Annotated in this window: 23 protein-coding genes; 17 read left to right on the top strand and 6 right to left on the bottom strand. The window is 65.6% G+C overall.

All coding sequences use genetic code 11. The features are described 5' to 3' along the window. Positions 1-987, top strand: a 987-nt coding sequence (locus VNW74_RS05700) for a CoA transferase (protein ID WP_325675628.1), incomplete at its 5' end; no start/stop codon positions are given. Here the strand turns inward: VNW74_RS05700 and VNW74_RS05705 are convergent. Continuing rightward, the gene (locus VNW74_RS05705; RefSeq protein ID WP_325675629.1) at positions 954-1,883 is read right to left on the bottom strand and encodes a LysR family transcriptional regulator; all 930 of its coding nucleotides are present in this window, start codon (positions 1,881-1,883) and stop codon (positions 954-956) included. The two genes, VNW74_RS05700 and VNW74_RS05705, sit on opposite strands and share 34 nt — an antisense overlap. Before the next feature lie 165 nt (positions 1,884-2,048). On the opposite strand from VNW74_RS05705, the gene VNW74_RS05710 reads away from it, so the two are divergent. Then, positions 2,049-2,948: an SDR family oxidoreductase gene (locus tag VNW74_RS05710; protein ID WP_325675630.1), complete on the top strand. Its 900-nt coding sequence runs from the start codon at positions 2,049-2,051 to the stop codon at positions 2,946-2,948. An 82-nt stretch (positions 2,949-3,030) separates the two neighbouring features. On the opposite strand, the gene VNW74_RS05715 is transcribed toward VNW74_RS05710, so the two are convergent. The 3 genes from VNW74_RS05715 to VNW74_RS05725 form a co-directional block, all read right to left on the bottom strand. Further along, on the bottom strand, positions 3,031-4,428 hold the full coding sequence (locus VNW74_RS05715) for a DUF2252 domain-containing protein (protein ID WP_325675631.1): 1,398 nt from the start codon (positions 4,426-4,428) through the stop codon (positions 3,031-3,033). A gap of 102 nt (positions 4,429-4,530) precedes the next feature. Further along, entirely contained in the window at positions 4,531-4,983 is a 453-nt protein-coding gene (locus VNW74_RS05720; RefSeq protein WP_325675632.1) for a TIGR03618 family F420-dependent PPOX class oxidoreductase, read from the bottom strand. Between the two features lie 52 nt (positions 4,984-5,035). Next, entirely contained in the window at positions 5,036-6,046 is a 1,011-nt protein-coding gene (locus tag VNW74_RS05725) for a ferredoxin--NADP reductase (protein ID WP_325675633.1), read from the bottom strand. Between the two features lie 72 nt (positions 6,047-6,118). Between VNW74_RS05725 and VNW74_RS05730 the strand changes: the two genes are divergently transcribed. The 7 genes from VNW74_RS05730 to VNW74_RS05760 all read left to right on the top strand — a co-directional run bounded on the left by VNW74_RS05730 (position 6,119) and on the right by VNW74_RS05760 (position 12,807). After that, a complete protein-coding gene (locus VNW74_RS05730) occupies positions 6,119-7,555 on the top strand; it encodes a class I adenylate-forming enzyme family protein (RefSeq protein WP_414686605.1) in 1,437 nt (478 codons plus the stop codon). Beyond that, positions 7,533-8,438: an acyl-CoA dehydrogenase family protein gene (locus VNW74_RS05735; RefSeq protein WP_325675634.1), complete on the top strand. Its 906-nt coding sequence runs from the start codon at positions 7,533-7,535 to the stop codon at positions 8,436-8,438. Before VNW74_RS05730 ends, VNW74_RS05735 begins: the two co-directional genes overlap by 23 nt. Further along, on the top strand, positions 8,425-9,513 hold the full coding sequence (locus VNW74_RS05740; RefSeq protein WP_325675635.1) for an acyl-CoA dehydrogenase family protein: 1,089 nt from the start codon (positions 8,425-8,427) through the stop codon (positions 9,511-9,513). The genes VNW74_RS05735 and VNW74_RS05740 overlap by 14 nt, the downstream gene beginning before the upstream one ends. A 1-nt stretch (position 9,514) precedes the next feature. Then, positions 9,515-10,282 carry an enoyl-CoA hydratase/isomerase family protein gene (locus VNW74_RS05745; RefSeq protein WP_325675636.1) on the top strand — a complete coding sequence of 256 codons (768 nt, stop codon included), beginning with the start codon at positions 9,515-9,517 and terminating at the stop codon, positions 10,280-10,282. A 331-nt stretch (positions 10,283-10,613) separates the two neighbouring features. After that, entirely contained in the window at positions 10,614-11,531 is a 918-nt protein-coding gene (meaB, locus tag VNW74_RS05750; protein WP_325675637.1) for a methylmalonyl Co-A mutase-associated GTPase MeaB, read from the top strand. Next, positions 11,509-12,366, top strand: a complete 858-nt coding sequence (locus tag VNW74_RS05755) for an SDR family oxidoreductase (protein WP_325675638.1) — start codon at positions 11,509-11,511, stop codon at positions 12,364-12,366. Before meaB ends, VNW74_RS05755 begins: the two co-directional genes overlap by 23 nt. 66 nt (positions 12,367-12,432) lie before the next feature. Continuing rightward, positions 12,433-12,807: a nuclear transport factor 2 family protein gene (locus VNW74_RS05760; protein WP_325675639.1), complete on the top strand. Its 375-nt coding sequence runs from the start codon at positions 12,433-12,435 to the stop codon at positions 12,805-12,807. Between the two features lie 8 nt (positions 12,808-12,815). On the opposite strand, the gene VNW74_RS05765 is transcribed toward VNW74_RS05760, so the two are convergent. Then, positions 12,816-14,429, bottom strand: coding sequence for an FAD-dependent oxidoreductase (locus VNW74_RS05765; RefSeq protein ID WP_325675640.1), 1,614 nt, complete (start codon positions 14,427-14,429; stop codon positions 12,816-12,818). Between the two features lie 24 nt (positions 14,430-14,453). After that, positions 14,454-15,143, bottom strand: coding sequence for an IclR family transcriptional regulator (locus VNW74_RS05770; RefSeq protein WP_325675641.1), 690 nt, complete (start codon positions 15,141-15,143; stop codon positions 14,454-14,456). Positions 15,144-15,321: 178 nt separating this feature from the next. On the opposite strand from VNW74_RS05770, the gene VNW74_RS05775 reads away from it, so the two are divergent. From VNW74_RS05775 to VNW74_RS05810, 8 genes are all read left to right on the top strand, one after another. After that, positions 15,322-16,185, top strand: coding sequence for an alpha/beta hydrolase (locus VNW74_RS05775; protein WP_325675642.1), 864 nt, complete (start codon positions 15,322-15,324; stop codon positions 16,183-16,185). After that, positions 16,182-17,882: a bifunctional 3-(3-hydroxy-phenyl)propionate/3-hydroxycinnamic acid hydroxylase gene (locus VNW74_RS05780; protein ID WP_414686606.1), complete on the top strand. Its 1,701-nt coding sequence runs from the start codon at positions 16,182-16,184 to the stop codon at positions 17,880-17,882. The genes VNW74_RS05775 and VNW74_RS05780 overlap by 4 nt, the downstream gene beginning before the upstream one ends. Continuing rightward, entirely contained in the window at positions 17,830-18,750 is a 921-nt protein-coding gene (locus VNW74_RS05785; RefSeq protein ID WP_325675644.1) for a 3-carboxyethylcatechol 2,3-dioxygenase, read from the top strand. The genes VNW74_RS05780 and VNW74_RS05785 overlap by 53 nt, the downstream gene beginning before the upstream one ends. A 99-nt stretch (positions 18,751-18,849) precedes the next feature. Beyond that, positions 18,850-20,571, top strand: coding sequence for an FAD-binding protein (locus tag VNW74_RS05790; RefSeq protein ID WP_325675645.1), 1,722 nt, complete (start codon positions 18,850-18,852; stop codon positions 20,569-20,571). Beyond that, the gene (locus tag VNW74_RS05795) at positions 20,568-21,878 is read left to right on the top strand and encodes an LLM class flavin-dependent oxidoreductase (protein WP_325675646.1); all 1,311 of its coding nucleotides are present in this window, start codon (positions 20,568-20,570) and stop codon (positions 21,876-21,878) included. The genes VNW74_RS05790 and VNW74_RS05795 overlap by 4 nt, the downstream gene beginning before the upstream one ends. A 20-nt stretch (positions 21,879-21,898) precedes the next feature. Then, positions 21,899-22,729, top strand: a complete 831-nt coding sequence (locus VNW74_RS05800) for a coniferyl-alcohol dehydrogenase (protein ID WP_325675647.1) — start codon at positions 21,899-21,901, stop codon at positions 22,727-22,729. Beyond that, positions 22,717-23,706, top strand: a complete 990-nt coding sequence (locus VNW74_RS05805; protein ID WP_325675648.1) for a cyclase family protein — start codon at positions 22,717-22,719, stop codon at positions 23,704-23,706. Before VNW74_RS05800 ends, VNW74_RS05805 begins: the two co-directional genes overlap by 13 nt. A gap of 7 nt (positions 23,707-23,713) precedes the next feature. Beyond that, positions 23,714-24,547, top strand: coding sequence for an alpha/beta fold hydrolase (locus VNW74_RS05810; RefSeq protein WP_325675649.1), 834 nt, complete (start codon positions 23,714-23,716; stop codon positions 24,545-24,547). The last annotated feature ends 8 nt before the right edge of the window (positions 24,548-24,555 follow it).

The following is a 24,555-nucleotide window of genomic DNA, read 5'->3' on the forward strand; positions in this document are numbered from 1 at the left end:
ACCATGCTGGCCGGGCCATACGCCACCATGCTGCTTGCCGACCTCGGCGCCCAGGTCACCAAGATCGAGCCGCCCGGCGGCGAGATCTCGCGGCGGGTCTCCGACAGCTACTTCGCCAGCCTCAACCGCAACAAGGACAGCGTCTGCCTGGACCTGAACGCGGGCGAGGGTCAACGAGAGCTGGGGCGGCTTGTCGCGGAATCCCATGCGCTGCTGGTGAATTTGAAGCCGTCGGCGATCATCCGGCTGGGGCTGACCTACCAGTCGCTGCGACGGTGGAACGAGCGCATCGTCTGCGTGGCGATCACCGGCTTCGGGTTGGATAACGGCGATGACCCGGCCTTCGACTACGTCATCCAGGCCGCCACCGGGATAGCCGCCCTCACCGGCGAGCCGGACGGGCCGCCGACGCTGCCCGGCTATTCGTCGGCGGACAACTCCACCGGAATGGCGGCTGCACTCGGGCTGCTGGCCCAAATCACCTCGGGGCGCGGCGGGCAAGTCGATGTGTCGCTGCGGGACGTGATGCTGTCCCAGTTGAACTACCACGCATCCGCCTATCTCAACAGCGGCATCGAGCCCCGGCGCCGACCGTTCGGCGCCCACTCGTATTACGTCCCAGCGCAGATGTTCCCGACGAAATCTGGCTACCTGGCGTTGTTCATCACCCATGACGGCTTCTGGAAGTCCTTTGCCAATGAAGCGAACATCAACGGGTTCGAGACGATGGCCGAACGGGTGTCGCGTCGCGACGAGGTTCTCACCTCGGTGACGGCCGTGCTCGCGACCGACACCGCGGCCAATTGGGAAGCGCGCCTACGTCCGCTGGGGGTGCCCGCGGCGGCGGTTCGCACGCTCCCCGAGGCGTTGGCGGCCACACCGGAAATCGTGGTCACCGCAGGTGATTTCCGCCTGGTGGGCAACCCGATCCGGGTTGCCGGCTACCAGCCGGACTACCGCCCGCCGCCGAAGCTGACTGACGCCTGACGAGGGCCGGTGAGGTGGGCTTCGGCGAGTTTGCGGAACGCCGCCACCAATCGGCTGCGATCCGCGGTGCGGGTCGCCAAGACGACGTGGCTGGGCTCGACGCCTTCCAAAGGGACCGTGGTGATGTCGGGGCGCACGCTGTTGCCGTGGAAGCCGGCTGTGATGGCCACCGCCTGCCCGGAAGCTATGAGTTCGAACTTGTCCTCGAGCGCGTCGATGAGCGGACCGTCGGGTGCCCTGCGTCCGTCGGGACGAGGATCGATGCGCCAGAACGCACTCCACGCCGGATCGGAGTGCCGCACCCGCGGCATGGGCTCGTCGGCGATGTCGTCGAGGGTGACGGATTCCCTGCCCGCGAGGCGATGGTCGATGGGCACGGCCAGCACCCGGGGCTCGTCGTAGAGGACCGTCACGCGTAGCTGGTCGGTCGGGAACGGCAGGCGGGTCACCACCGCGTCCACTCGATGGCCGAGGAGCGCATCGCGCGCCTCGTCCCAGTCCAGGTGCGAGACTTGGACGTCGGCGTCCGGGTGCTCGCGGCGCAACTCGCGCACCGCCGGGGTGACGATCATGCCCGTCGTGTAGCCGATGATGACGCGGCTGGGCTGGGCCGCGGCCCGGGCCTGCGCCGCGGCTTGGGCCGCCGAACGCAACAGCGCCTTGGCCCGCGGCAGGAACACCTCGCCCGCCTCGGTCAGCCGGGTGCCTTGCGGTGTGCGGTCCAAAAGTCGGACGCCCAGCTGATGTTCCAGGCGGCGAATCTGCCGACTCAGCGACGGCTGCGCAACGCGCAATGCGCTGGCCGCGCGGCCGAAGTGCCGGTGCTCGGCCACCACAACGAAGTACCCGACCAGTCGCAGGTCGAGGTCCACCACCGGCGATGTCGAGTCAGTCATGCACCGATTGTAGTGGGCTGCTAAATACCAGATCCGTATATAGCCCTTATGAGCTGTGGTGATGCCTAAACTGCATCGCGTCATATGGAATAGATCTTGGACACTCGGCCAAGCCGCTCGTTGACTTGACGGCATCGAACGCCAATCAGAAGGGATCTGAAACCCATGCACGTTTTTGTTACCGGCGCGAGCGGACACATCGGTTCGGCCGTCGTCGACGAACTCCTCGAGGCCGGCCACCGGGTCACCGGCCTGGCCCGTTCGGACAGCTCCGCCGCGGCGCTGACGGCCAAGGGCGTTGAGGTGCACCGGGGCGACCTCGGCGATCTCGACGGCCTCCGGGCGGCCGCCGCGGCAGCCGACGGCGTCATTCACCTCGCCTATCGAGACGACTTCGACAACGACTTCGTGGGTGCCGCCGAGACTGACCTGCATGTCGTCAACGCAATGGGCGAGGTGCTCGCGGGTTCCGGCCGACCACTGGTGAACACCTCCGGCACCCTATTGCTCGCGGGAGTCGCGCAAGGACGGACCGCGACGGAAAACGATGTCGCCGAGGGCGGTCCGCGGATCGACTCGGAGAATGCGACCATCGCGATGGCCGAACGCGGCGTGCGATCGTCCGTCGTCCGGCTGTCGCCGCTGGTGCACAGCACACTCGATCACCACGGCTTCGCCCACCGGCTGATCGGCATCGCCCGTGAGAAAGGCGTCTCCGCCTACGTCGGCGACGGTTCCAACCGGTGGCCCGCCGTCCACACGCTCGATGCAGCGCGCCTGTACCGGCTTGCGGTCGAGGCGGCTCCCGCGGGGACCAGGTTGCATGGTGTCGCCGACGAAGGCGTGCCGTTCCGTGAGATCGCGGCCCTCATCGGCCGTCACCTGGATCTGCCGGTGGCGAGCATCTCCGCCGAAGAAGCCTATGAGCACTTCGGATTCCTTTCGGTCTTCGGATCCCTGGACAATCCGACATCAAGCGCCCTGACGCAGAAAGTGCTCGACTGGCATCCCGACGGTCCAGGCCTCATCGAGGATCTCGACGCGGGCCACTACTTCCAACAGTGACGGCTTGCCAATCGCTGGGGCCGGTGGGCGTTTGCCTGCCGGCCCCGTTCACCGCCGCGGCGGACGCATCGAGACCCAGCCGTTATTGAACGGGATCGTCGGCGACCTCGATGTCGCCGGCGGCGGCAGCGGCGCGCAGTTGATGAAAATCGTCAAGGGACTTGTCGGCGTACGTGTTGGACCACTCGGCGACGGCCTCGCATACCGTGTCGCTGGTGCCGACGTATCCGCGCAGTGTCGATGCATTTGCGCTCTGTGAGTGCGCCCGCGCCAGCAGAACCGCACAAGCGGTGACGTACTCAGTGAAGGTGGAAGGCGACATGCCTTCTGTTTCGATGGTGCCCTTCATGTCGTGGAATTGACGGACGTAGTAGTCGCGGCCGTCGTTGCATGTTGTCCCGAGGAACACATCCGACATTGCCTGCAGTATCAGCTGGCCGTCGACAACACGTACGCCCTGCCCCTTCATCGCGACAGCAGTTTTCAGCGTATCCGGCTGGCGCCAGCCACCGTACTCCTCGAGGACGGATCGATTGGCTTCCTTGATCTGTAGGACCAGCGGCGTGCCATTGGGGCCGACCAAGATGACCAAGTAACACCGGGTACCGACGCTGCCGACGCCAACCACCCGCAGCGCGGCATCGGTGACCCGAAAGTGCGACAGCAGCACCGCGATGTCGGTCGGGACTGCGGCCAGATACTCGCCGACTGAGTGGAGCAATCGGTCTTCGGTTTCGCCGGCAACGTGTTGGAGAATCGGCGGCGCTTCCCGCAGGCGCGGGGTCCCGTCCGGCCCGGTCTCCACGGTTTGTTTGAAGACACGCGCCGACGTTCGGGTGCGGGCCCGCGACGTCGTCCGCTTGAACGCCGCTTGCAAGCCCTTGGATACCTTTGCGGTGTAGTTCTCGGGTTCCGCGCGCAGGTAGTACCGGTCCAGAACGTCCATGTCGAGCATGGCGTGCAGACCCGAACGGTAACCCTCCAGCGACTCTCGCACACAGCGCCGGATGGCCTTGGCGGGATAACCCGCATGTCTGCCTCCGATGATCGCGCTGGTGATCAGGCGCTTGACGTCCCACTCGGCGGGCGCCACCGCAGCTTCGTCAAAATCGTTGAGGTCGAAGACAATTTCGCGATGCGGTGCGGCGTACAACCCGAAATTCGAGATGTGAGCGTCGCCGCAGCACATGACTTCGATCCCGCTCGACGGGCCTGACGCCAGATCGGCGGCCATCACCGCCGCCGAACCGCGATAGAAAGAAAAGGGATCGACAAGCATGCGCGCGAACCGCAGTGGGACAAGTTCGGGCAGCCGGTCGGTGTTTTGGGCGACCAAGATTTCGGTTGCCGATCGCCTGGCGGGATTCAACTGGGCAAGGGCCCGCCGTGGAACATTCTTCCGGAGTGCTCGACCGCGTGCCATGTCCTCGGGCGGGACTTCGAGCTCGATCAGACGTTCACGCAACACTTGTTGCGGCATCCGCCCAGCATACGGCGGCGGCCCGCAGCCGTAGTGGGCTTTCGACGACCCTAACCAGATGGTGTTGTGGTGCAAACGGATTAGCGGAGCACCACCGTTCGGCTAATCCGACGCGGGGTTGGCGTAAACGCGGGTGGGTGAGATCAGCACGGCGGTGCGACGTTGCTCGCGCATCACCCGATCGTAGGTGTCCCAGTCGTCGTGGGTTCCGCCTGCGGCCGTGAAGATTTCGCGGAGCAGGAGCCGCAACCGCTCCTCGTCCACCTCCGGGTGGGGGTCATCAGGACCGATCAGCTGGGCCGAACCTTCCACCGTGGCCCACTGCCAACCGGCGCGGGCTACGACGGTGGTCCGCGGGTCGGCGCGCAGGTTCGCCAGCTTGCGCGCGCCCCCGATGGCCACCAGTGCGACCACCGGCGCACTCGTCAGCGGGTGTGGCATGACCCCGGCGTTGACCACCGACGCCTGGGCACTGCCGTCGCGGCGCAAGGTGGTGAACACGATAAGCCCGTGATCGGCGGCGGCGAGATCAGCGAAGGCTGAAAGGTCGGTCATGATTGAAAGTCCGTTCCAGCCCGGTTATTCCTTACGCCGCTGCAGTGCGGGGCTACTCGTAAACCACGACAACCGACGTTGTGTCGGGCACCGCCTGACACGTCAAAATATAACCGTCGGCGAGCTCGTCTTCTTCCAGCACATCGTTGGTGCGCATGGTGGCGCTGCCCTCGGTGAGCCTGGCCATGCACGTCCCACAGTTGCCGGCCTCGCAACTGAACGGCGGCGACAGTCCGGCCCGCCGCGCCGTTTCCAGCAGCGTCTCGCCGGCGACCTGCGGCACCGACACCTTCTTGCGCTCGAGGTGGATCGTCACCGTGCCCCCAGCCTCGGCGCTGTCGGCGGCCACTTCGGATGCAGGCCCTTTGACCGGTGGTGATGCGTCGAAGTCCTCGACCAGGACTCGCGCCGCATCCGGCAGCGCGGAGCGCACCACGGCCATGAAGCCTTCGGGGCCGCACACATAGCATTCGGGATCGGTATCGCCGCCGACGAACCTCGTGACCGCATCGGGGTTCAACAGCCCGTGCTCAGCATCGATATGGCGGTCCACCGACAGCCGGTCGGGATAACGCTGGACGAGTTCGTCGATGGCCGCCTCGAAGATCACCGACGTCCGGTCGCGGTCGGCGCACAGGATCCGCACCGCCCGGTCCGTGGTCGCTAGCGCGCTCTTGGTCAGCGACAGGATCGGCGTGATGCCGCTGCCGCCGGCAAACGCCAGCAGCGGCACCGAGGTTGGACTCAAGACGAAGGTTCCCGCGGCTCTGGTCATGGTCAGCTCGTCGCCCTCGACCACGTTGTCGACGATCCAGTTGGATACCTTGCCGCCGGTGACCCGCTTGACCGTGGTCATCAGCTCACTGTCGGTCTCCGGTGCGCTCGACATCGAATACGACCGATACAGCTCCTCGCCGTCGACCGTCACCCGGAATGTGCAGAACTGGCCGGCGCGATAGCCAAACGGCTGCTCGTGTGGGGCGAGCACATAGCTGCGGGTGTCGGCCGTCTCCTTGATGATCCGAGTCACCGTGGCCTGCTGGAACACGTGGCGTTCCGTCATGCCCGCACCCTCCACACTTTGCGTTCTTCACTTCAGAGAATACTATTCTCTCAAAACGATAGGGTGTTCTCAATGTCCTTCATGTCGCAGCGCGGGTTGTCGCCGCCGCGTGGGCCGACTGCGCTCGTATTCGAAGACCGCCACTACAGCCTCGCGCAGCTCAAAGCGCTGGCTGACGGGCTGGCAGCGAGCCTGGGCGAACGTGGCGTGACGGCTGGTGCGCGGGTGGCGTTGATGGCCTCCAACCGCCCCGAGTTCATCGTCGCGTTGCACGCGATCTGGCGGCTGGCCGCGACCGTCGTGCTGATCAGCCCCGCCTGGAAGCGCGACGAAGTGGAGCACGCGCTGGCGTTGACGAATCCGTCGCACGCCGTCGGCGACCATGCGGTCTTGTCGGAACTGCTGCCGATGCTGCATCTCGACGAGCCGATCTCGCCAGGCGAAGCGTTGTTCGGCTCACCGCCGCCGGATGCTGACGCCGTGTTGGCGTTCAGCTCGGGCACGACCGGTCTGCCCAAGGCCGTCCGGCACACCCATGCGTCGTTGCACGCCGCGGTTCGCCATTGGCGTGACGCGCTGGGCTTGACCCCGCGCGACCGAATCCAGATCGCCACGCCGCCGTCGCACATCCTCGGCTTGCTGAACATCGTGACGGCACTGCAGACCGGCGTATGGATGCGGTTGCACCGCCGGTTCGACATCGACCGAATCCTGCAGCACATCCAAGCCGACCGAATCACCGTCGAGATGGCCGTCGCACCAATCGCTTTGGCCATCGCGTCGCACCCGCACCTGGAGTCCTACGACCTCTCGTCGCTGCGGTTCATCATGTGGGGCGCGACCCCGGTCAGCGAAAGCGTCGCCCAGACCGTCACAAAGCGCACCGGCGTCGGTTGGGTTCCCGCGTATGGCACCACCGAGCTGCCGGTCATCACCTGCAACCCGATTGACGGCGCCCGGCTCGATTCGGTTGGGCAACCATTGCCGGGCGTGCAGGTGCGGGTGGTGTCGCTGCAGACCGGCGAGCCGGTCGGCCCGGGTGAGGCCGGCGAGATCCAGGCGCGGTCGGACTCGCTGATGGCCGGCTATCTGCCTTGCGAGGCGACGCGGGATGCGTTGTGCGACGGCTGGTATCGCACCGGTGATGTCGGATCTTTAGACACCGGCGGTTGGCTGCGGATCACCGACCGGGCCAAGGAGATGATCAAGGTCCGGGGTTTCCAGGTCGCGCCCGCCGAGATCGAGGCCGTGCTGCACGCTCACCCTGCCGTCGAAGACTGCGCGGTGTTCGGAATCCCCGACGGCGTCGACGGGGAGTCGGTGGTCGCCGCCGTCGCCACGCGGGAACCGGTCGACGCCGCCGAACTCAGTGCCCGGGTGGGCGAGCGGCTCGCGTCGTACAAACGCCTGAGCCGTGTCGTGTTCGTGCCCGAAATACCTCGGCTGCCCTCGGGAAAGGTGCTGCGCCGAGTGCTGAAGGAGCAATATGGATGCACGTCTGACAGCTGAACAACAACAACTGCGCGACGCCGCGGCCAAACTCGCCGACGACCTCGGTCCGGGATCGGTCCAAGGTCTCGCCGACGAAGATCGAATTGCCAGGCTGAACAAGCAAATCGAGATCACCGGTTGGCGATCGCTGCGTTCTGACGGTGCCTCCGGCGTCGAAGTCGCCATCGTCGCCGAGGAATTCGGCCGCGGATTGGTGGACGCGCCGTTTCTCGGTCCGGTCCTGGCCGACGATCTGGCGCGGCATGTCGGCCACGACGGCTCCGGGTCGACGGTCGCGCTGGGTGCCCGCGGCATCGACGCACGGGGCTACCAGCGGGCGTTAGCGTTGGATGGGACCACGGTTCTTGTCGCCGAGCTGGGCGCCGCCCGCGACGCCGTCGACCTGACCCGGGCCACCGCCGATGTCGTCGGAACACCGGTGGCTGTCGGCGAAGTCGACTCCGATGTCGCCGACCAGTGGCTGGCACTCGCCCTGGCCGCTACATCGGCGGACCTGGTCGGAACGGCCCGAGGCGCACATACCCTGGCTTGTGACTACGCGAAAATCCGCGAGCAATACGGTCATTCGATCGGTTCGTATCAGGCCGTTGCGCACCTGCTCGCGGAAAGCCTGGCGCTGATCGAGGGCTCGGTGAGTGTGCTGCGTCATGCCGCCTGGGCGGTTGACGAGCTCGCCCCGGTCGAGGCGATTCGGGCCGCTCGGGTAGCGAAGATCTACTGCGCGCGCGCGGCGCGAACCGTGTGCGAGACCGCCATCCAGGTGCACGGCGGCATCGGCAATACCTGGGAGTGCCTGGCGCACGTCTATCTGCGGCGTGCGCTGACCGCGACCGAACTGTGGCCCGTCAAGCTGGAGGAGATCGACGTTGGACTATCGTGATTCGCCCGACGAAGCCGCCTTTCGGGAGCGGCTACGATCGTGGCTTTCGGTGCACGGCAAGGAATTTCCGAGCTCGGGCGACGAGTATTGGGCCCGCCAGGGTGAATGGCATCGTGCGCTGTATGTGGGCGGCTTCTTCGGGTTGTCCTGGCCGCGCGAGTACGGCGGGCAGGAACTGCCGCCGGTGTACGACGTCATTCTCGACGAAGAGCTGGCACGGGCCGGCTCCCCGCCCCGGCCCAGCCTCGGCTACCTCGTCTCCGGCCTGACCCGACACGGCAGCGAAGAGCTCTGCCGCCGGTTTCTGCCCGGCATGATCAACGGCACCGAACGGTGGTGCCAGGGCTTCAGCGAGCCCGGCTCCGGGTCCGATCTCGCGTCGCTGACAACCGCCGCCACCCGCGAGGGCGACAACTACGTCATCCAGGGACACAAGATTTGGACCAGTTACTCCGACGTCGCTGACTGGTGTCTGCTATTGGCCCGTACCGATCCGGACGCCAAACGCCACCGCGGCATTTCGGCGTTCATCATCTCGATGAAACAGCCTGGCGTGCAACAGCGTCCGCTGCGCATGATCAACGGTGTCACCACCGAATTCGGCCAGGTGTTCTTCGACGGTGCTTTGGCGCCGGCGGACCACATGGTTGGTGCCCCGGGCGAGGGGTGGGCACTTGCCATGACGGTGGTCGGCCACGAACGCGAACCCTCCACGCTGGGCTACGCGGCCCGCTACGGCAAGCTCGTTCGTGAGCTGGCCGCGCGCACCGACGGACCGGCGGGCGAGGAGCTCGCCTGGGCGGTTGTGCAGACCGAGATGCTGACCCATCACGTCCGGCGGCGATTGTCCGAACAGCTCGATGGTGTTACGCACACGTCGGACGGATCGCTGGACAAGCTGCTGATGACCTGGGTCGAGCAGTCGGTCGGCCACGCCGCGTTGGCTGTTGCCGGCATCGACGACCCCGGCCTGCTGAGCGCCTATCTGTACAGCCGCGCGCAAAGCGTGATGGGCGGAACATCTCAGATCCAGAAAAACATCATCGCCTCGCGAATCTTGGGATTAGGAGCCTGACATGTACGACATGCCGACCGAAATCGACGTGCAGGCCGAGGGGCCGCTGCGCATCATCACCCTGAACCGGCCCGATTCGCTGAACTCGGTCAACGACGACCTGCATCACGGGCTGGCAAAGTTGTGGCAGCGGTTGAGCGACGACCCCAGCGCCCGCGTCGCGGTGATTACCGGTGCGGGCCGGGCCTTTTCGGCCGGCGGTGACTTCGCGTACCTGGCCGAGTTGGCGGGCGACGCTGATCTGCGCGCCAAGACTATCGCCGACGGACGCGAGATCGTGCTGGGCATGGCCCGCTGCCGGATACCGGTGGTGGCCGCGGTCAACGGCCCGGCCGTCGGATTGGGCTGCAGCCTGGTCGCGCTGAGCGACATCGTCTACATCGCCGAAAACGCCTACCTGGCCGACCCGCACGTGCAGGTGGGATTGGTGGCCGCCGACGGCGGGCCACTGACCTGGCCGCTGCACATCAGTCTGCTGTTGGCCAAGGAGTATGCGCTGACCGGTGCCCGGATCTCTGCCCAGCGGGCGGTCGAGCTGGGCCTGGCCAATCACGCGGTGGAAGACCCGGTCGCCGAGGCAATGAAGGCCGCGAAAAAGATCCTGGAACTGCCGCAGCAGGCGGTCGAGAGCACCAAACGCGTGCTAAACGTGCATCTCGAGCGCGCGGTGCTGGCCACGATCGACTACGCGCTCAGCGCCGAGAACCAGTCCTTCCAGACCGAGGACTTCCGCTCGATCGTCGCCAAGTTCAACGCCGGTAAGAATTGACGACGAGGGTCAAGCTCCGCCAATCAGATCGATAGTGTTCACGGCTGCCATACGTGTCTCCGACTGACGCGACGCCCGTTGTGCCCGCCTTCGCGCGACAACCGGTGCTCGGGCCGCTAAGCGATGATGCCAGCCGACATGACGTCTGGCTGTCCGCAGCGACAATCGATGTGCCCGCCTCTTAGCGATTTGCATCGGTGTTCCCCCTCTTGCAATTCTTACTCTCGATTCAAGAGAATAGTATTCTCGTCTGGCCGCGGGCGACTCGGGTCCCGCTTGCCGAATTGGAGAGAAACCGCGATGTGCGAGGTTCCGGCTGCATGATCATCAGATGACCATCGCTGATCTGATCGAGGCCGCGCGTGGCGGTTCGCCGCGTGCCGCGGGCCGGCTGCTGAGCCTGGTCGAGGGTGAGCAGCGTGACGAGGTGCTGGCGAACCTCGGTCCGTCGTCGATTCTGGTCGTCGGGATCACCGGGCCGCCGGGCGCGGGTAAATCGACGACGATCGCGGCGTTGGTGGGGGCTTATCGGCAGCGGGAGTTGCGGGTGGCGGTGCTTGCCGTTGATCCGTCATCGCCGTTCAGCGGGGGTGCGCTGCTCGGCGACCGAATCCGGATGGCGGCGCACATCAACGACCCCGACGTGCTGATCCGCTCGGTGGCCACCCGGGGACATCTGGGCGGGCTCGCCGCGGCTGTGCCGGCGGCCATCCGGCTGCTTGGGGCATTGGGTTACGACGTGATCCTGCTGGAAACGGTTGGCGTAGGGCAGTCCGAAATCGAGATCGCCGCGGTCGCCGACCCGACCGTGGTGATCCTCAATCCCGGTGCCGGCGACGCGGTCCAGGCTGCGAAGGCGGGACTGCTCGAGGTCGCCGACATCGTGGCGGTCAACAAAGCCGACCGGGACGGCGCCGAGCAGACCGTCCGCGACCTTCGCGGCGAGACCAACGCCCCGATCATCAGCCTGATCGCCGCGAAAGGCGAAGGGCTGTGGGACTTGATGCAGGCGATCGACGCGCACCACCGCTCCGACAGCGCCGCGCGCCGGTCCGCTCGCGCGCGCGCCCAGATCCTGTCGTTGGCGCAAACCCTGCTGCGCACGCACCCTGATCTGGATCGGCTCGCGGAGTCGGTGGCCGATGGCCGCGACGATCCCTACACCGCGGCCGAACAGCTGCTAGCCCCCGCACCCCAACCGCACTGTGCCGAAGAGGAGAAGACGCATGACAACGCGATCGACGGCTAACGAGGTTCTGGTCATCATCGGTGCCGGCGGGATGGGGCTGTCGATCGCCCGCCGCGTCGGAGCAGGGCGGACCATCGTGCTGGCCGACGTGAACGCGGCAGGCCTGAATGCCGCCGCCGATGCGCTCACCACTGACGGGCATCGGGTGCTGACGCGAGAAGTCGACGTCGCCTCGCGGCGTTCGGTGGCCGCCGTTGCGGAGATGGCACGCGAGGCCGGCCGTGTGACGGCTGTTGTTCATACCGCGGGACTTTCGCCGCAGCAGGCATCCGCTGAAGCGGTTCTGGCGGTCGACCTGCTGGGGGTCGCGCTCAGCATCGACGAGTTCGGCCGCGTGATCGAGCCTGGTGGCGCCGCGATCGTCATCGCCAGCATGGCCGGCCACATGCAACCGGCGCTTGATCCGGCAGTTGAGCGGCAGCTGGCGAGCGTGCCGAGTGACGAGCTGCTCGGCCTCGAAGCGTGTTCGAAGATCACCGACAGCCGGATGGCGTATCCATTCGCCAAGCGGGCCAACCAAATCCGGGTTGCCGCGGCGGCCGGATCCTGGGGTGAGCGCGGCGCGCGGATCAATTCCATCAGCCCAGGTGTTATCGCCACGGCGATGGGTCGCTTGGAGCTGAGCAGTGAATCCGGTGCGCTGATGCAAGCCATGGTCGACAACTCCGGCCTGCGACGACTTGGGACGCCCGAGGACATTGCCGCCGCCACCGAGTTTCTGCTCGGCCCGTCAGCCGCATTCATCACCGGCACCGACCTGTTGGTCGATGGCGGCGTCGTCGCCGCGATCCGAACCGGGACAATCGATCTCGCCCAAGCACTCGCCGAACGCTGACCCGCGTCTTTGCAGACGGCGCGTAGCGGTCTTGATTTATTGTCTGGCAACGTGTTTCATAAAGTAATGACTCGTTCCGCTGATGAGCTGGTAACCGAATTCTGTAAGCTGTGGTCGTCCCCCGACCCGGAAGAATTGGCCGGGTACTTCACCGAAGACGCCGTCTATCACAACATCCCCATGGAGCCGGTGCGGGGTCGCGAGGCGATCAAGCAATTCATCGCGGGATTCGTCGCCGCGGTTGACGGCATCGACTTCAACGTTCAACGGCAGGTCAGCGATGGCACGGTGGTGATGAACGAACGCACCGATGTGATGCATCGCAAGGACGGCGGCGAGGTGCCGCTACCGGTGATGGGTGTCTTCGAGGTACACGACGACAAGATCGCAGCCTGGCGTGACTACTTCGACATGGCAGCCGTCACGAAGGCCTTTACCTAGTCCGTCAGCTAGTCAACCGACTTGCTCGTTGCCGCGGTATAGCCGGCGCGGAATCCGAAAACCATTGCCGGGCCGATGGTCCCGCCGGCGCCGCCGTACGCCCGCCCGGTCACGCCGCCCATCGCATTGCCAGCCGCGAACAGACCCGGTATCGGCGCGCCATTGACGTGCAAGACCCGTCCGTCGCGGTCGGTACGCGGCCCGCCCTTGGTTCCCATCGCACCGACGGAGACCGGCACCGCGTAGTAGGGGGCGGTATCGACGGGGCCAAGCGTCTTGCCGGCCAGCGTCGTCGCGCGGTCATCGCCCCAGTAGCCGTCGTATGCGCTTGAGCCACGGCCGAACTCGGGATCCGATCCCTCGCCGACATTGTGGTTCCAGTCCTCGATCGTGCGGGTGAGTCCGTCGAGTGCGATGCCGGTCTTGGCGGCCAACTCGGCCAGATCGGCTGACGCGCAGAACCAATCCGGGACCGGCTCATCCGGCTCGACACCCAGGAAGCCGTAGCGCTTGAGGTGCAATGAATCGAACACGATCCACGCCCGATCGTTGATATAGCCGTCGCGTGGGTCCAGGTAGTGAAACGCGCCGGCCATCGAGTTGTAATCGCAGGCCTCGTTCACGAATCGCTTCCCGGTCCGATTGACGATGATGCTGCGTGGGCGAGTTCGTTCCAGGCGTACGCTGCGGCTGCGCTGCTTGCCGTCGATCGTGTCGCCCGGGATCTGGACGATCGGCACCCACCACGCTTCGCCCATATTGGCCAGATCGGCACCGTGCGCCATCGCCATGCGCAACCCGTCGCCGGTGTTGTTGGGCGGCGAGACGGCGCCGTGCATCGGTCCGCGCAGGAAGGCGTTGACCAATGACGGATCCCATTCGAATCCGCCGGTGCCCAGGATGACGCCGTGACGGGCGCGCACCCTCAGTTGCTCTCCGGCGCGGCTGATCCGGACCCCGACAATCCCGCCGCCTTCGGCGTAAAGCTCCTCGGCCCGGGCATTCGTGACGGGCGTGACACCGGAGTCCAGTAATCCCTTGAGCAGACCGGCAATCAGCGCGGTCCCCGCCACACACAGATCCGTTGTGCTCTCATCGATAGCCGCGTGCAGCCTCGCCCGGGTTTCGGCGTCGAAACCGACGTTGGACCAATCAGCCGGGAACGAGGTGATCCGATCCCGCCATTCGCCCAGTCTGGCGAGATCGAAGGGAGCTGCGGTCAGCGATCGTCCCCCGGTCGGCCGGCCGCCGGGCAACTCCGGTTTGTAATCCGGGAAACCATCGGCGATCTCGAAGTGCAATCCGCTGTGCGCCTCGACGAAGTCGAGCATCGCCGGACCGGTTCGCACAAACGTCTCGACCAGCGCCTGGTCCATCGAGCCGAACGACTGCGCGTCGAGATACTTCAGCGCATCATCTACCGTCAATTCGCCGTCGGTCGCTCGCTTATGCGCGGGGATCCACACCACGCCACCCGAAACCGCTGTCGTGCCACCGACAGTCGCGGCCTTCTCGTAGACCGCAACCGAAGCGCCGTTGGCCGCCGCGGTGAGTGCGGCGGTCAGAGCGGCCCCGCCGCTGCCCAGTACGACGACATCGGCTTCGTGGTCCCAAGACGGCATTAGCTCGTTTCCTTTCAGCTCAGGTCAGCTAAGTAGCGCCGATAATTCCTTGGCTGCCTTGATGACTGCGCCCTGGCCGCGCATCACCACGTCCTCCCGGTGCGAAATCAGGTTGATGCAAGTCGGCGGCGACGGTGCTGGACGCCGCACCGGGACGGCCAGGCCGTAGGTGTTCGGCTCGATCTCGCCGTGGGTAATCACCCAGCCCTGCTCGCGGGCGCGGGCGACGAGGTCGCGTTCGTCCGGGCGGGCGGGCATGCTCGCCAACAACGCGATGCCCGCGGCCCCCCGGTCCAGCGGGTAGCGGCTGCCCTCGTGGAAGGCCAGCTGGTAGGCGACTTGGGTGGGGACGATCACCGCGATGGCCACCTGCTGGTCGCCCTCCGCGACGAGCAACGACACCGTGGTACCCAGAGCGTCGGCGAGCGCGCGCAGGGTCGGCAGACTCAATTGGCGCACATTGCGGTCGAACGACGCGCCGAGAATCGCCAGACCCGCGGCCGGCCGATAGCGTCCGTCCTCACCCTTGGCGACGAATCGAAATTGGGAAAGCGTGGCGAGCAGGCGATAGGCGATCGTCCGATGCACGCCGACGCCATCGGCGACCTGCTGCACGGTCAGCCCCGCCGGGGCATCGGCTACCAGCTGCAGCGCAGTGAGCCCCCGGGCCAGGGTTTGCGAACCGGGCGCGGTGGTGGTCCGCGTCTCCGCCATGTCAGCGCTCCGGGGTGGGGGCGGCCAACGCGACCTGCGCTTCCCTTGACAGACAACCGGCGGAGAGTGATGCTCTATACATAGTGCACATCAATGTGCGATTTTAGCACAGGGTGTTGGCGTTCAACGAGAACAAAATTTCCGTTAGGGGCCGCGCGCCATAACAAGAGAGGAACCGGTGGCCGAGCACGAAAGCGTGTGGAGCGATCTGCAGGGCGTCCCTTTCGAGCAGGGCTACCTCGATGCCGGCGGCGTGCGAACCCGCTACCTGCGATCGGGCGATTCGGCCAAGCCGGTGCTGGTGCTGTTGCACGGATCGGGTGGCCATGCCGAGGCGTATGTCCGCAATCTAGAAGCGCACGCCGAGCATTTCTGGACCTGGTCGATCGACATGCTGGGGCACGGCTACACCGACAAACCCGGCCACCCGCTGGAGGTCGCCCACTATGTCGAACACCTGATGGCGGTCGTCGACGCCATCGGCACCGAGCACGCCAACCTGTCCGGCGAATCACTCGGCGGCTGGGTGGCGGCCCGCGCTGCCGTCGACCATCCCGACCGGGTTGACCGGCTGGTCCTCAACACCGCCGGCGGTTCGCAGGCTGACCCCGAGGTGATGAAGCGAATCATCACCCTGTCGATGGCGGCTGCGGAAAACCCGACCTGGGAAACCGTGCAAGCGCGAATCAAGTGGCTGATGGCCGACAAGTCCAAGGACTACGACGACTTGGTCGCCAGTCGGCAGCGGGTATATCGCCAGCCGGGCTTCGTCGCGGCGATGCGCGACATCATGGCCTTGCAGGATCCAGAGATTCGGGCGCGCAACCTGCTCGGCCCGGCCGAGTATGGGGCGATCACCGCACCCACCCTGGTGTTGTGGACCAGCGATGACCCGACCGCCGATGTCACTGAGGGCCGCCGAATCGCGTCGATGATCCCCGGCGCGCGGTTTGAGCTGATGCCCGGTTGTGGTCACTGGCCGCAGTACGAGGACGCCAAGACCTTTAACCGCCTGCATCTCGACTTCCTGCTGGGGCGCTGACTGTGGGTCATGACCAAGAGGTCCACCAGGTCGACGTCGTCGTCGTCGGCGCGGGCCCGGTCGGCCTGACCCTGGCCAATATCCTTGGCCTGCAGGGCGTACGCACACTGGTGGTCGACGAACGCGCGACGCTGATCGATTATCCCCGCGGTGTGGGTCTTGACGACGAGTCGCTGCGGACCTTTCAGGCGATCGGTCTGGTCGATCGCATTCTGCCTCACACGGTGCCCAACCAGATCCTGCGATTCGTCGACGCCAAGCGTCGAGTGCTGGCCGAAATGGCGCCGCCGGACGCGCGGTTCGGCTGGCCCAAACGCAACGGCTTCGTGCAACCGTTGGTCGACGCCGAGTTGCTCAGCGGGTTAGACAGATTCGAGCACGTTGACGTGTGGTGGGGCCACCCCATGACCTCATGCGCAGAAACCGACGGTGCGGTAACGGTCGAACTCGACGGGGAGGCTGGGCGGAAGAATCTGCGGGCACGTTACGTGGTCGGCTGTGACGGCGGGCGGAGCACCACTCGGCGGCTGATGGGGGTGTCTTTCGACGGCACCACCTCGCCGACACGCTGGTTGGTCGTCGACGTCGCCAACGATCCGCTCGGACATCCCAACAGCGAGGTCGGCGCCGACCCGCGGCGCCCCTACGCCTCGATCTCGATCGCACACGGGATTCGCCGCTTCGAGTTCATGATTCACGCCAACGAGACCGACGAGCAGGCGGAGGATCCGGCCTTCCTCTCGCGAATGCTCGCTTCATTCGTCCCGCATCCCGACCGAGTCGACGTGATCCGGCACCGGGTTTACACCCATCATTCGCGCATCGCCGGGGCGTTTCGTCGTGGGCGTCTCCTGCTCGCAGGAGACGCCGCCCACCTGATGCCGGTGTGGCAGGGACAGGGCTACAACAGCGGTATCCGGGACGCGACGAATCTGGGCTGGAAGCTTGCGGCGGTGGTGACCGGGTACGCCGAGGATGCGTTGCTCGACAGCTATGACGCGGAGCGCCGCAAGCACGCCCGGGCGATGATCGACCTGTCGACGATGGTGGGGCGCGTCATCTCCCCGACCAACCCGCGAGTCGCCGCGGCTCGCGATCTTCTGGTGCGGTCCGCGTCAATTGTGCCCTCGCTCAAGAGGTATGTGCTGGAGATGCGGTTCAAGCCGATGCCGCGATACGAGCAGGGGGCGGTCGTGCATTCCGAGCCGCGTCGCGCCGACTCGCCGGTCGGCACCTTGTTCGTGCAACCTCGGGTGGACACCCGCGAACACCAGAATGTCCTGCTCGACGACGTCCTGGGCGGAGGGTTCGCCGTACTGTGCTGGAACAACAATCCGCGCGAAATCCTCCGCGCCACAGCGTTTGCGAACTGGAAGGCGCTGGGCGCAAAGTTCGTGGCAGCGCGGCCGCTGTGCCAGCTGCACTGGACCGGCCACGACGATCCGGACGTCGTGGTCGTCGGGGACCGCGGCGGTCATCTCAAAGCCTGGTTCGACACCCAACAAGAATCGGTGCTGTTCCTGCGCCCCGATCGTTGCATCGCGGGCGCCTGCATCGCTCAACTCGCACCCGACCTCAGTGCCTCACTCCTCGACGTCCTCGCCCTGATACCGGGAGGAAACCATGCCGCTAGCCCTGTGCTGTATGTCCCACAGCCCGCTACTGAATCTGCCCGGGCCGTCGCGGGACCTCCTTGACGACATTGACACGGCACTGGCGCAGGCACGGGAATTCGTCGAGACCTTCAACCCGGAGCTCGTCGTCATATTCGCCCCCGATCACTACAACGGCTTCTTCTACAAGCTGATGCCACCGTTCTGCATCGGCACCGAAGCCCAGGGAGTCGGCGATTACGGCACCCACAAAGGGCCGCTGGATGTTCCGGAAGCCACCGCGGTTGCCTGCGCAAAGGCGGTCCTGTCCGCGGGCGTCGACATCGCCATATCGGCGGACATGGACGTGGATCACGGCACCGTTCAACCGCTGGAGAAATTGTTCGGTGCGGTCACGGCGCATCCGGTGATACCGATCTTCATCAACTCGGTCGCCACCCCGCTCGGGCCGTTGCATCGCTGCCGCACGCTCGGCACCGCTGTCGGCAGCTTTCTGGCCACCCTGAACAAGCGGGTCCTGGTGGTGGGATCCGGTGGGCTGTCACACGATCCGCCGGTCCCGACGCTGGCAACGGCGACTCCGGCAGTCGTGGAAAGAATCGTGCAGGGCCGACCAATGACGCCTGAGCAGCGCCTCGCGCGCCAGGCAGCGGTGATGGAAGCGGCCAAGGCCTTCGCGGACGGAGGCAGCGAACTGCAGCCCCTCAATCCCGAGTGGGATCGCCAATTCCTCGAGATCCTCGACGGCGGACAACTCGACGACTTGGATAGGTGGTCGAACTCGTTCATCGCTGCAGAGGGCGGCAACTCCGCACACGAGATCCGCACCTGGGTGGCCGCTTTCGCGGCACTCGCGGCGGCCGGTCCGTACCAGACGGGAGTGCGTTACTACAAGCCGGCCCCCGATCTGATCGCCGGCTTTGCGGTGAGAACGGCGGTGCCGGCGACATGACGCGCGCCGGCGACGATGCAGAGCGAAGCGATGAGGAGGAGCGGCGCAAATGAGCCGCGCCCGCGACGATGCAGAGCGACGCGATGAGGAGCGGCGCCGATGACACACGAAGTCGACGTACTGGTGATCGGTTCTGGAGGCGGCGGCATGACGGCGGCGCTGGCTGCCCACGCTTCTGGTCTGGAGACGCTGGTCGTCGAAAAGTCCAGCCAATTCGGCGGTTCCACCGCGCTTTCCGGCGGTGGCATCTGGGTACCGGGAGCGCCGGCGCAACGCCGGGCGGGCTACTCGCCGTCGCCGGACGGTGTCGTCGACTACCTGCGGCGGATCACCGATGGCCTGGTCGGCGATGCGCGGATCCGGCAATACGTCGACTCGGCGCCGGAAATGATGGAGTTCCTCGAACACCTCAGCCCGTGGTTCGAGTTCGTCTGGAAGCCTGGCTATGCCGACTACTACCCGGAATTGCCGGGTGCTTCCGAGCTCGGCAGCACGATCAACGTCCCCCCGATCGACTTGCGCACGTTGGCGGAGGAAGAACAACATCTGTTACAGCCGTTAGCGCTGGCGCCCAGGGGAATCTGGCTGGGGCCCAAAGAGCTTCGGTCGTTCTACCGGGTGCGCCAGTCATGGGCGGGCAAGGGCGTCCTGGTGAAGCTGGTGTGGCGCATGGTCCGGGCCCGTGTCTTCGGGGATCGAATCGCCGCGATCGGCCAGTCGCTGGCCGCGCGGCTGCGGCTGGCGATGAAGGACCGCGGTATCCCGCTGTGGCTGGACTCACCGATGACGGAATTACTCACCGACGACGACGGATCGGTGACCGGCGCGATCATCATGAAAGATGGTACACCGCTGAGGATCTGCGCCAGGCGAGGGGTTATCCTGGCGACCGGCGGATTCGACCACGACCTCGCATGGCGAAAAGAGCACCAGCCGATCGTGGAACAGGATTGGAGTTTCGGCAACCCCGCCGCCACCGGCGACGGCATTCGGGCTGGCCAGCGGGTCGGTGCCGCCGCCGACCTGCTCGACGAAGCCTGGTGGTTTCCGGCCATCCAATGGCCCGATGGTCGAATGCAATTCATGCTCAACGAGCGAATGATGCCGTCGCAGTTCATCGTCAACGGCGCGGGGAAGCGATTCATCAACGAGGCGGCGCCCTACATGGACTTCGGTCACGCGATGATCGACGGTCAGAAATCCGGTGTCACCCACATCCCCTGTTGGCTTATCACCGACCATCGGTCGTGGAATCGCTACGTCGTCGCCGGACATCTTCCGCTGCCGAAGATCCCGGGCGCGCCCGTCCCCACCGGGCGAAAGATTCCGGCTGCCTGGCTGCAGTCGGGTGTGGTCAAAGCGGCGAAGAGCTGGGACGAACTCGCGGCCAAGATCGGGGTGCCGGCCGGCCAACTCGGCGAGACCGCCGCGCGCTACAACGAACTAGCCCAGCGCGGCCACGACGACGACTTCAGCAGAGGTGACAGCGTTTACGATAATTACTACGGCGACCCGACCCTGCCTAATCCGAACTTGTATCCGCTCGGCAAGCCGCCCTACTACGCCTTTCAGGTCGTTCTCGGCGACCTCGGCACATCCGGTGGTCTGCGCACGGATGAATACGCCCGGGTGCTACGCGGCGACGACACCGTCGTACCCGGCCTGTACGCCGTGGGCAACACATCGGCGGCGGTGATGGGACGCAGCTACGCCGGTGCTGGCGCGACCATCGGTCCGGCAATGACTTTCGGCTACGTCGCGGCCAAGCACCTTGTCAACACGAGCTCAACTCACTCGATTGTTCCGGGAGGTACCAATTGAAAATCTCATTGTTCTACGAATTCGCCCTGCCCCGCCCATGGCAGCCGGACGACGAGCATGAGCTGCTAAAGGACTGCCTCGACGAGGTCGAGGCGGCCGACAAGGCCGGTTTCTCCACGGTGTGGCTGACCGAGCACCACTTCCTCGAGGAATACTGTCACTCCACCGCTCCGGAGATGTTTCTGGCCGCGGCCAGCCAGCGGACCAAAAACATCCGGCTGGGATTCGGCATCATGCACCTCCCGCCGGCCGTCAACCATCCCGCCCGGGTCGCCGAACGTATCGCCACCCTCGATCTGATCTCTGACGGCCGAGTCGAGTTCGGCACCGGCGAATCTTCCTCGATCGGCGAGTTGGGGGGCTTCGGCATCGACCCCGCTGACAAGCGTGCCCAATGGGAAGAGGCGCTGGAGGTGGCGATCCGCTGCATGATCGAGGAGCCCTTCACCGGGTTCAAGGGTGAGCACATCGAAATGCCGGCTCGCAACGTCATCCCCAAACCGCTGCAGAAGCCGCACCCGCCGGTTTGGGTCGCCTGCACCAGGCCGGCGTCGGTGCAGATGGCCGCCCAGAAATGCATCGGCGCGCTGAGTTTCGCTTACACCGGTCCCGGTCCGCTCACCGAGCGGGTGAACGGCTACTACAAAGAACTCGAGGAAAGCGGCGTCCCGATCACCCCGCAGATCAACCCGAACATCCTCGCCATCGGAGGTGACCTGTCGATGATGGTCGCTAAGACTGACGAGCAGGCAGTCAAGCGCCTCGGGATGGGTGGCGGATTTTTCTCGTTCGGGATCATGCACTACTACATGACCGGTATCCACACGCCTGGGCGGACTGGAGTGTGGAAGCGCTATCTCGAAGAATGCGAGAAGGATCCGACGCTGGCGTACGGCCCCGGTCGCGGGGCCATCGGGTCGCCGGCCACCGTCCGGGAGTTCCTGCGCGGTTATGAGGACAGCGGCGTCGACGAGATCATCTTGCTGCTCAACCCGCGCAGCCACGAAGGCACCATGGAATCCATCGAGCTGATGGGTAGAGAAGTGCTGCCGGAATTCATCGAGCGCGATGCAAAGGCGGTGGCCGACAAGGCCAAGCGGTTAGCGCCGGTCGTCGAGAAGATCGAGGCGCGTCGTCGGGAGTCGACCGCCCCGCAGTTTGACGAGGGCTACTCGTTCGGCGGCCTGCCCACCGGCCGGGGAGGAAAGTTCACCGCGAGCGAGATCCCCGAGGCCATGGCCGAAATCAACGAAGGTCGCGTCCAGGCTGCGCAGCGTCTCAAAGAGCAGAAAGATCAGCAGTCGTGAAACCGGAAGTGGTCTGACAGTTGGGACAGATCGACGAGCTGTGGCGTTACGACGGTCGCCGTGCCGTGGTGACCGGGTGTGCGTCGGGGATCGGGGCCCACGTCGTCAGGCAGCTCACCGAGCTTGGGGCCGACGTCGTCGGGTTGGATCAGCATCCACCTACGTCCGACATCGCCGAATTCCACGCCCTCGACCTGAGTGACCCGGCGTCCATCGACCGTGCCGTCGCGTCGATAGGCCGGCACGTCGATGCGCTGTTCAACATCGCCGGCGTCTCGTCCGGAATCGGCGACCCGTTGCGCGTCGTCACGATCAACTTCCTCGGCTTACGGCAGGTCACCGAGGCGATCTCGGAGAAAATGCCGGCTGGATCGTCCATCGTGAGTGTGTCCTCGCTGGTGGCGGCCGCCTACCGGGAGCATCAGCAGGTCGTCGGCGGACTGCTGAACACCCGCACGATGCCCGAGGGAATCGAGTGGTGTCACCGCCATCCGGACGCGCTGGCCGGCGGGGGCTACCGGTTGTCGAAGGAAGCGATCATCCTTTACACCATGAGAAATACCGCCGCGCTCGGTGCTCGAGGTATTCGGATCAACTGCACTGGACCGGGCGTAACCGAGACCCCGATTCTCGACCAGCTGCGCACTGCCTACGGCCAGCGGTACCTCGATGACATCCCCAAACCCCTTGGCCGGGTCGCCGAGCCGGCCGAGCAGGCCGCTGTGCTTGTATTCTTGAATAGCCAAGCGGCCAGCTATATTTCGGGACAAGTCCTGTGGGTCGACGGCGGCAATATAGGCGCGGCCATCGCGCGTGAACTTGAGGAAGGGCGCGCGCTGTGGCCAGCCTGACCGACTTTCGCCGGGTCGCACGCGATGTCTGCAACTGGGGACGCTGGGGAGATGCCGACGAGCTTGGCACACTCAACTTCATCACCGCGGACAAGGTTGCGCAAGCAGCTAGTCTGGTCAAGCACGGCAAGGTGTTTCCCCTCGGTGTGGACTTCGGCTCGTCGGGCCCGCAGGGCGCCTTCAAGTTCCGGCACAACCCGATCCATGTGATGACGGTGGACGGTGGCGATGTGAACACGTTGGCCCGCTACGGGCCGGAGTGGGCCCGCAACCCTGGGGCGGCGGAGCTCGGGAAATACTTCCAGGACAATCCTTTCCGCTTCAACGACGACATGATCATCATGCCGCTGCAGGCGGCAACCCAGTGGGATGCGCTCTCCCACGTCTACTACGACGATCAGCTCTACAACGGCTTTCCGGCGAGTTCGGTGACGAGCCTCGGTGCATTCCACTGCGGCATCGAGAAAGTTGACGTCAAGGGCATCACCTCGCGTGGCGTGCTACTGGACCTCGTTCGCCATCGCGGTGTGGAGACTTTTCTGGAGCTCGGCAATCCGATCACCGCGGCCGAACTCGACGACGTCGCCCGGTCGCAGGGCGTTACCGTCGGGCGCGGCGACATCGTACTGATCCGAACCGGCTGGTGGGCAAGGTTTCTGGATACCGGCAATGGGGCCGAGCCTGGCTCCGGGCTGGACTGGCGTTGCGCCTCTTGGCTCCATGACCACGACATCGCGGCGGTGGCCGCCGATAATCTCATGGTCGAAGACCCGGTATCCGGGGTCGAGGGAACGTTTCTGCCCATGCACATGCTGTGCCTGCGCGACATGGGCCTGGTGCTCGGCGAGTACTGGGATCTCACCGCACTGGCGGCGGACTGTGCGGCCGACGGTGTGTACGAGTTTCAGCTCATCGCCCCCCCGTTGAGAGTCGTTGGTGCGGTTGGCTCGCCCGTGAACCCCATCGCGATCAAGTAAGGGTCTCATGGACATTGGACGCAGAACGGTCGTGGTCGACGGGCTGATCACTAGCTACCTGGAGGCGGGGGACGGCGAACCGGTGATTCTGCTGCACGGTGGCGAGTTCGGCGTCAGCGCCGAGATCGGCTGGGAGCGAACGATACCTGCACTCGTCGAGCGGTATCGAGTGCTGGCGCCCGACATGTTGGGCTTCGGCCAGTCGGCCAAAGTCATCGACTTCAACGACGGGCGCGGTATGCGGATACGACACATCGCGCAATTCTGCAACGAGCTCGGGGTCGACTCCGCGCATTTCGTCGGCAATTCGATGGGCGCCATCAACTTGCTCACCGACGCGACGTCGGACTGCCCGGTGCTACCGATGCAGAGCTTAGTGGCCATCTGCGGCGGCGGCGAAATCCAACGCAACCAGCACATGGACGCGCTTTATGATTACGACGCGACCGTGCCGGCCATGCGCCGGATCGTCGAGGCGCTGTTTCATGACCCGTGCTATCCGGCGGACGACGAATATGTGCGGCGCCGTCACGAATCCAGCACCGCTCCCGGTGCGTGGGAGGCACTCGCCGCGGCCCGTTTTCGCCGGCCGGGAGCGCCGCCACCACCGACCCCGTCGAGCACACGGGCCTACGAACGTGTCTCGGTTCCGACACTTGTCCTCGAGGGCGCGTGCGACAAGCTTCTTCCGCCGGGCTGGGCAAAAGAGATCGCAGACCAGATTTCCGGGGCCCGGTCAGCCGTGGTCGAGGCGGCCGGCCACTGTCCGCAGATTGAACAAGCGGCGATCGTCAACGAGCTGCTGCTGGAGTTTCTGGCGGATGCCGACGGAGCTGCCTGAGCCGCGTG

The organism is Mycobacterium sp. (genome assembly GCF_035570115.1).
Classification (GTDB): domain Bacteria; phylum Actinomycetota; class Actinomycetes; order Mycobacteriales; family Mycobacteriaceae; genus Mycobacterium.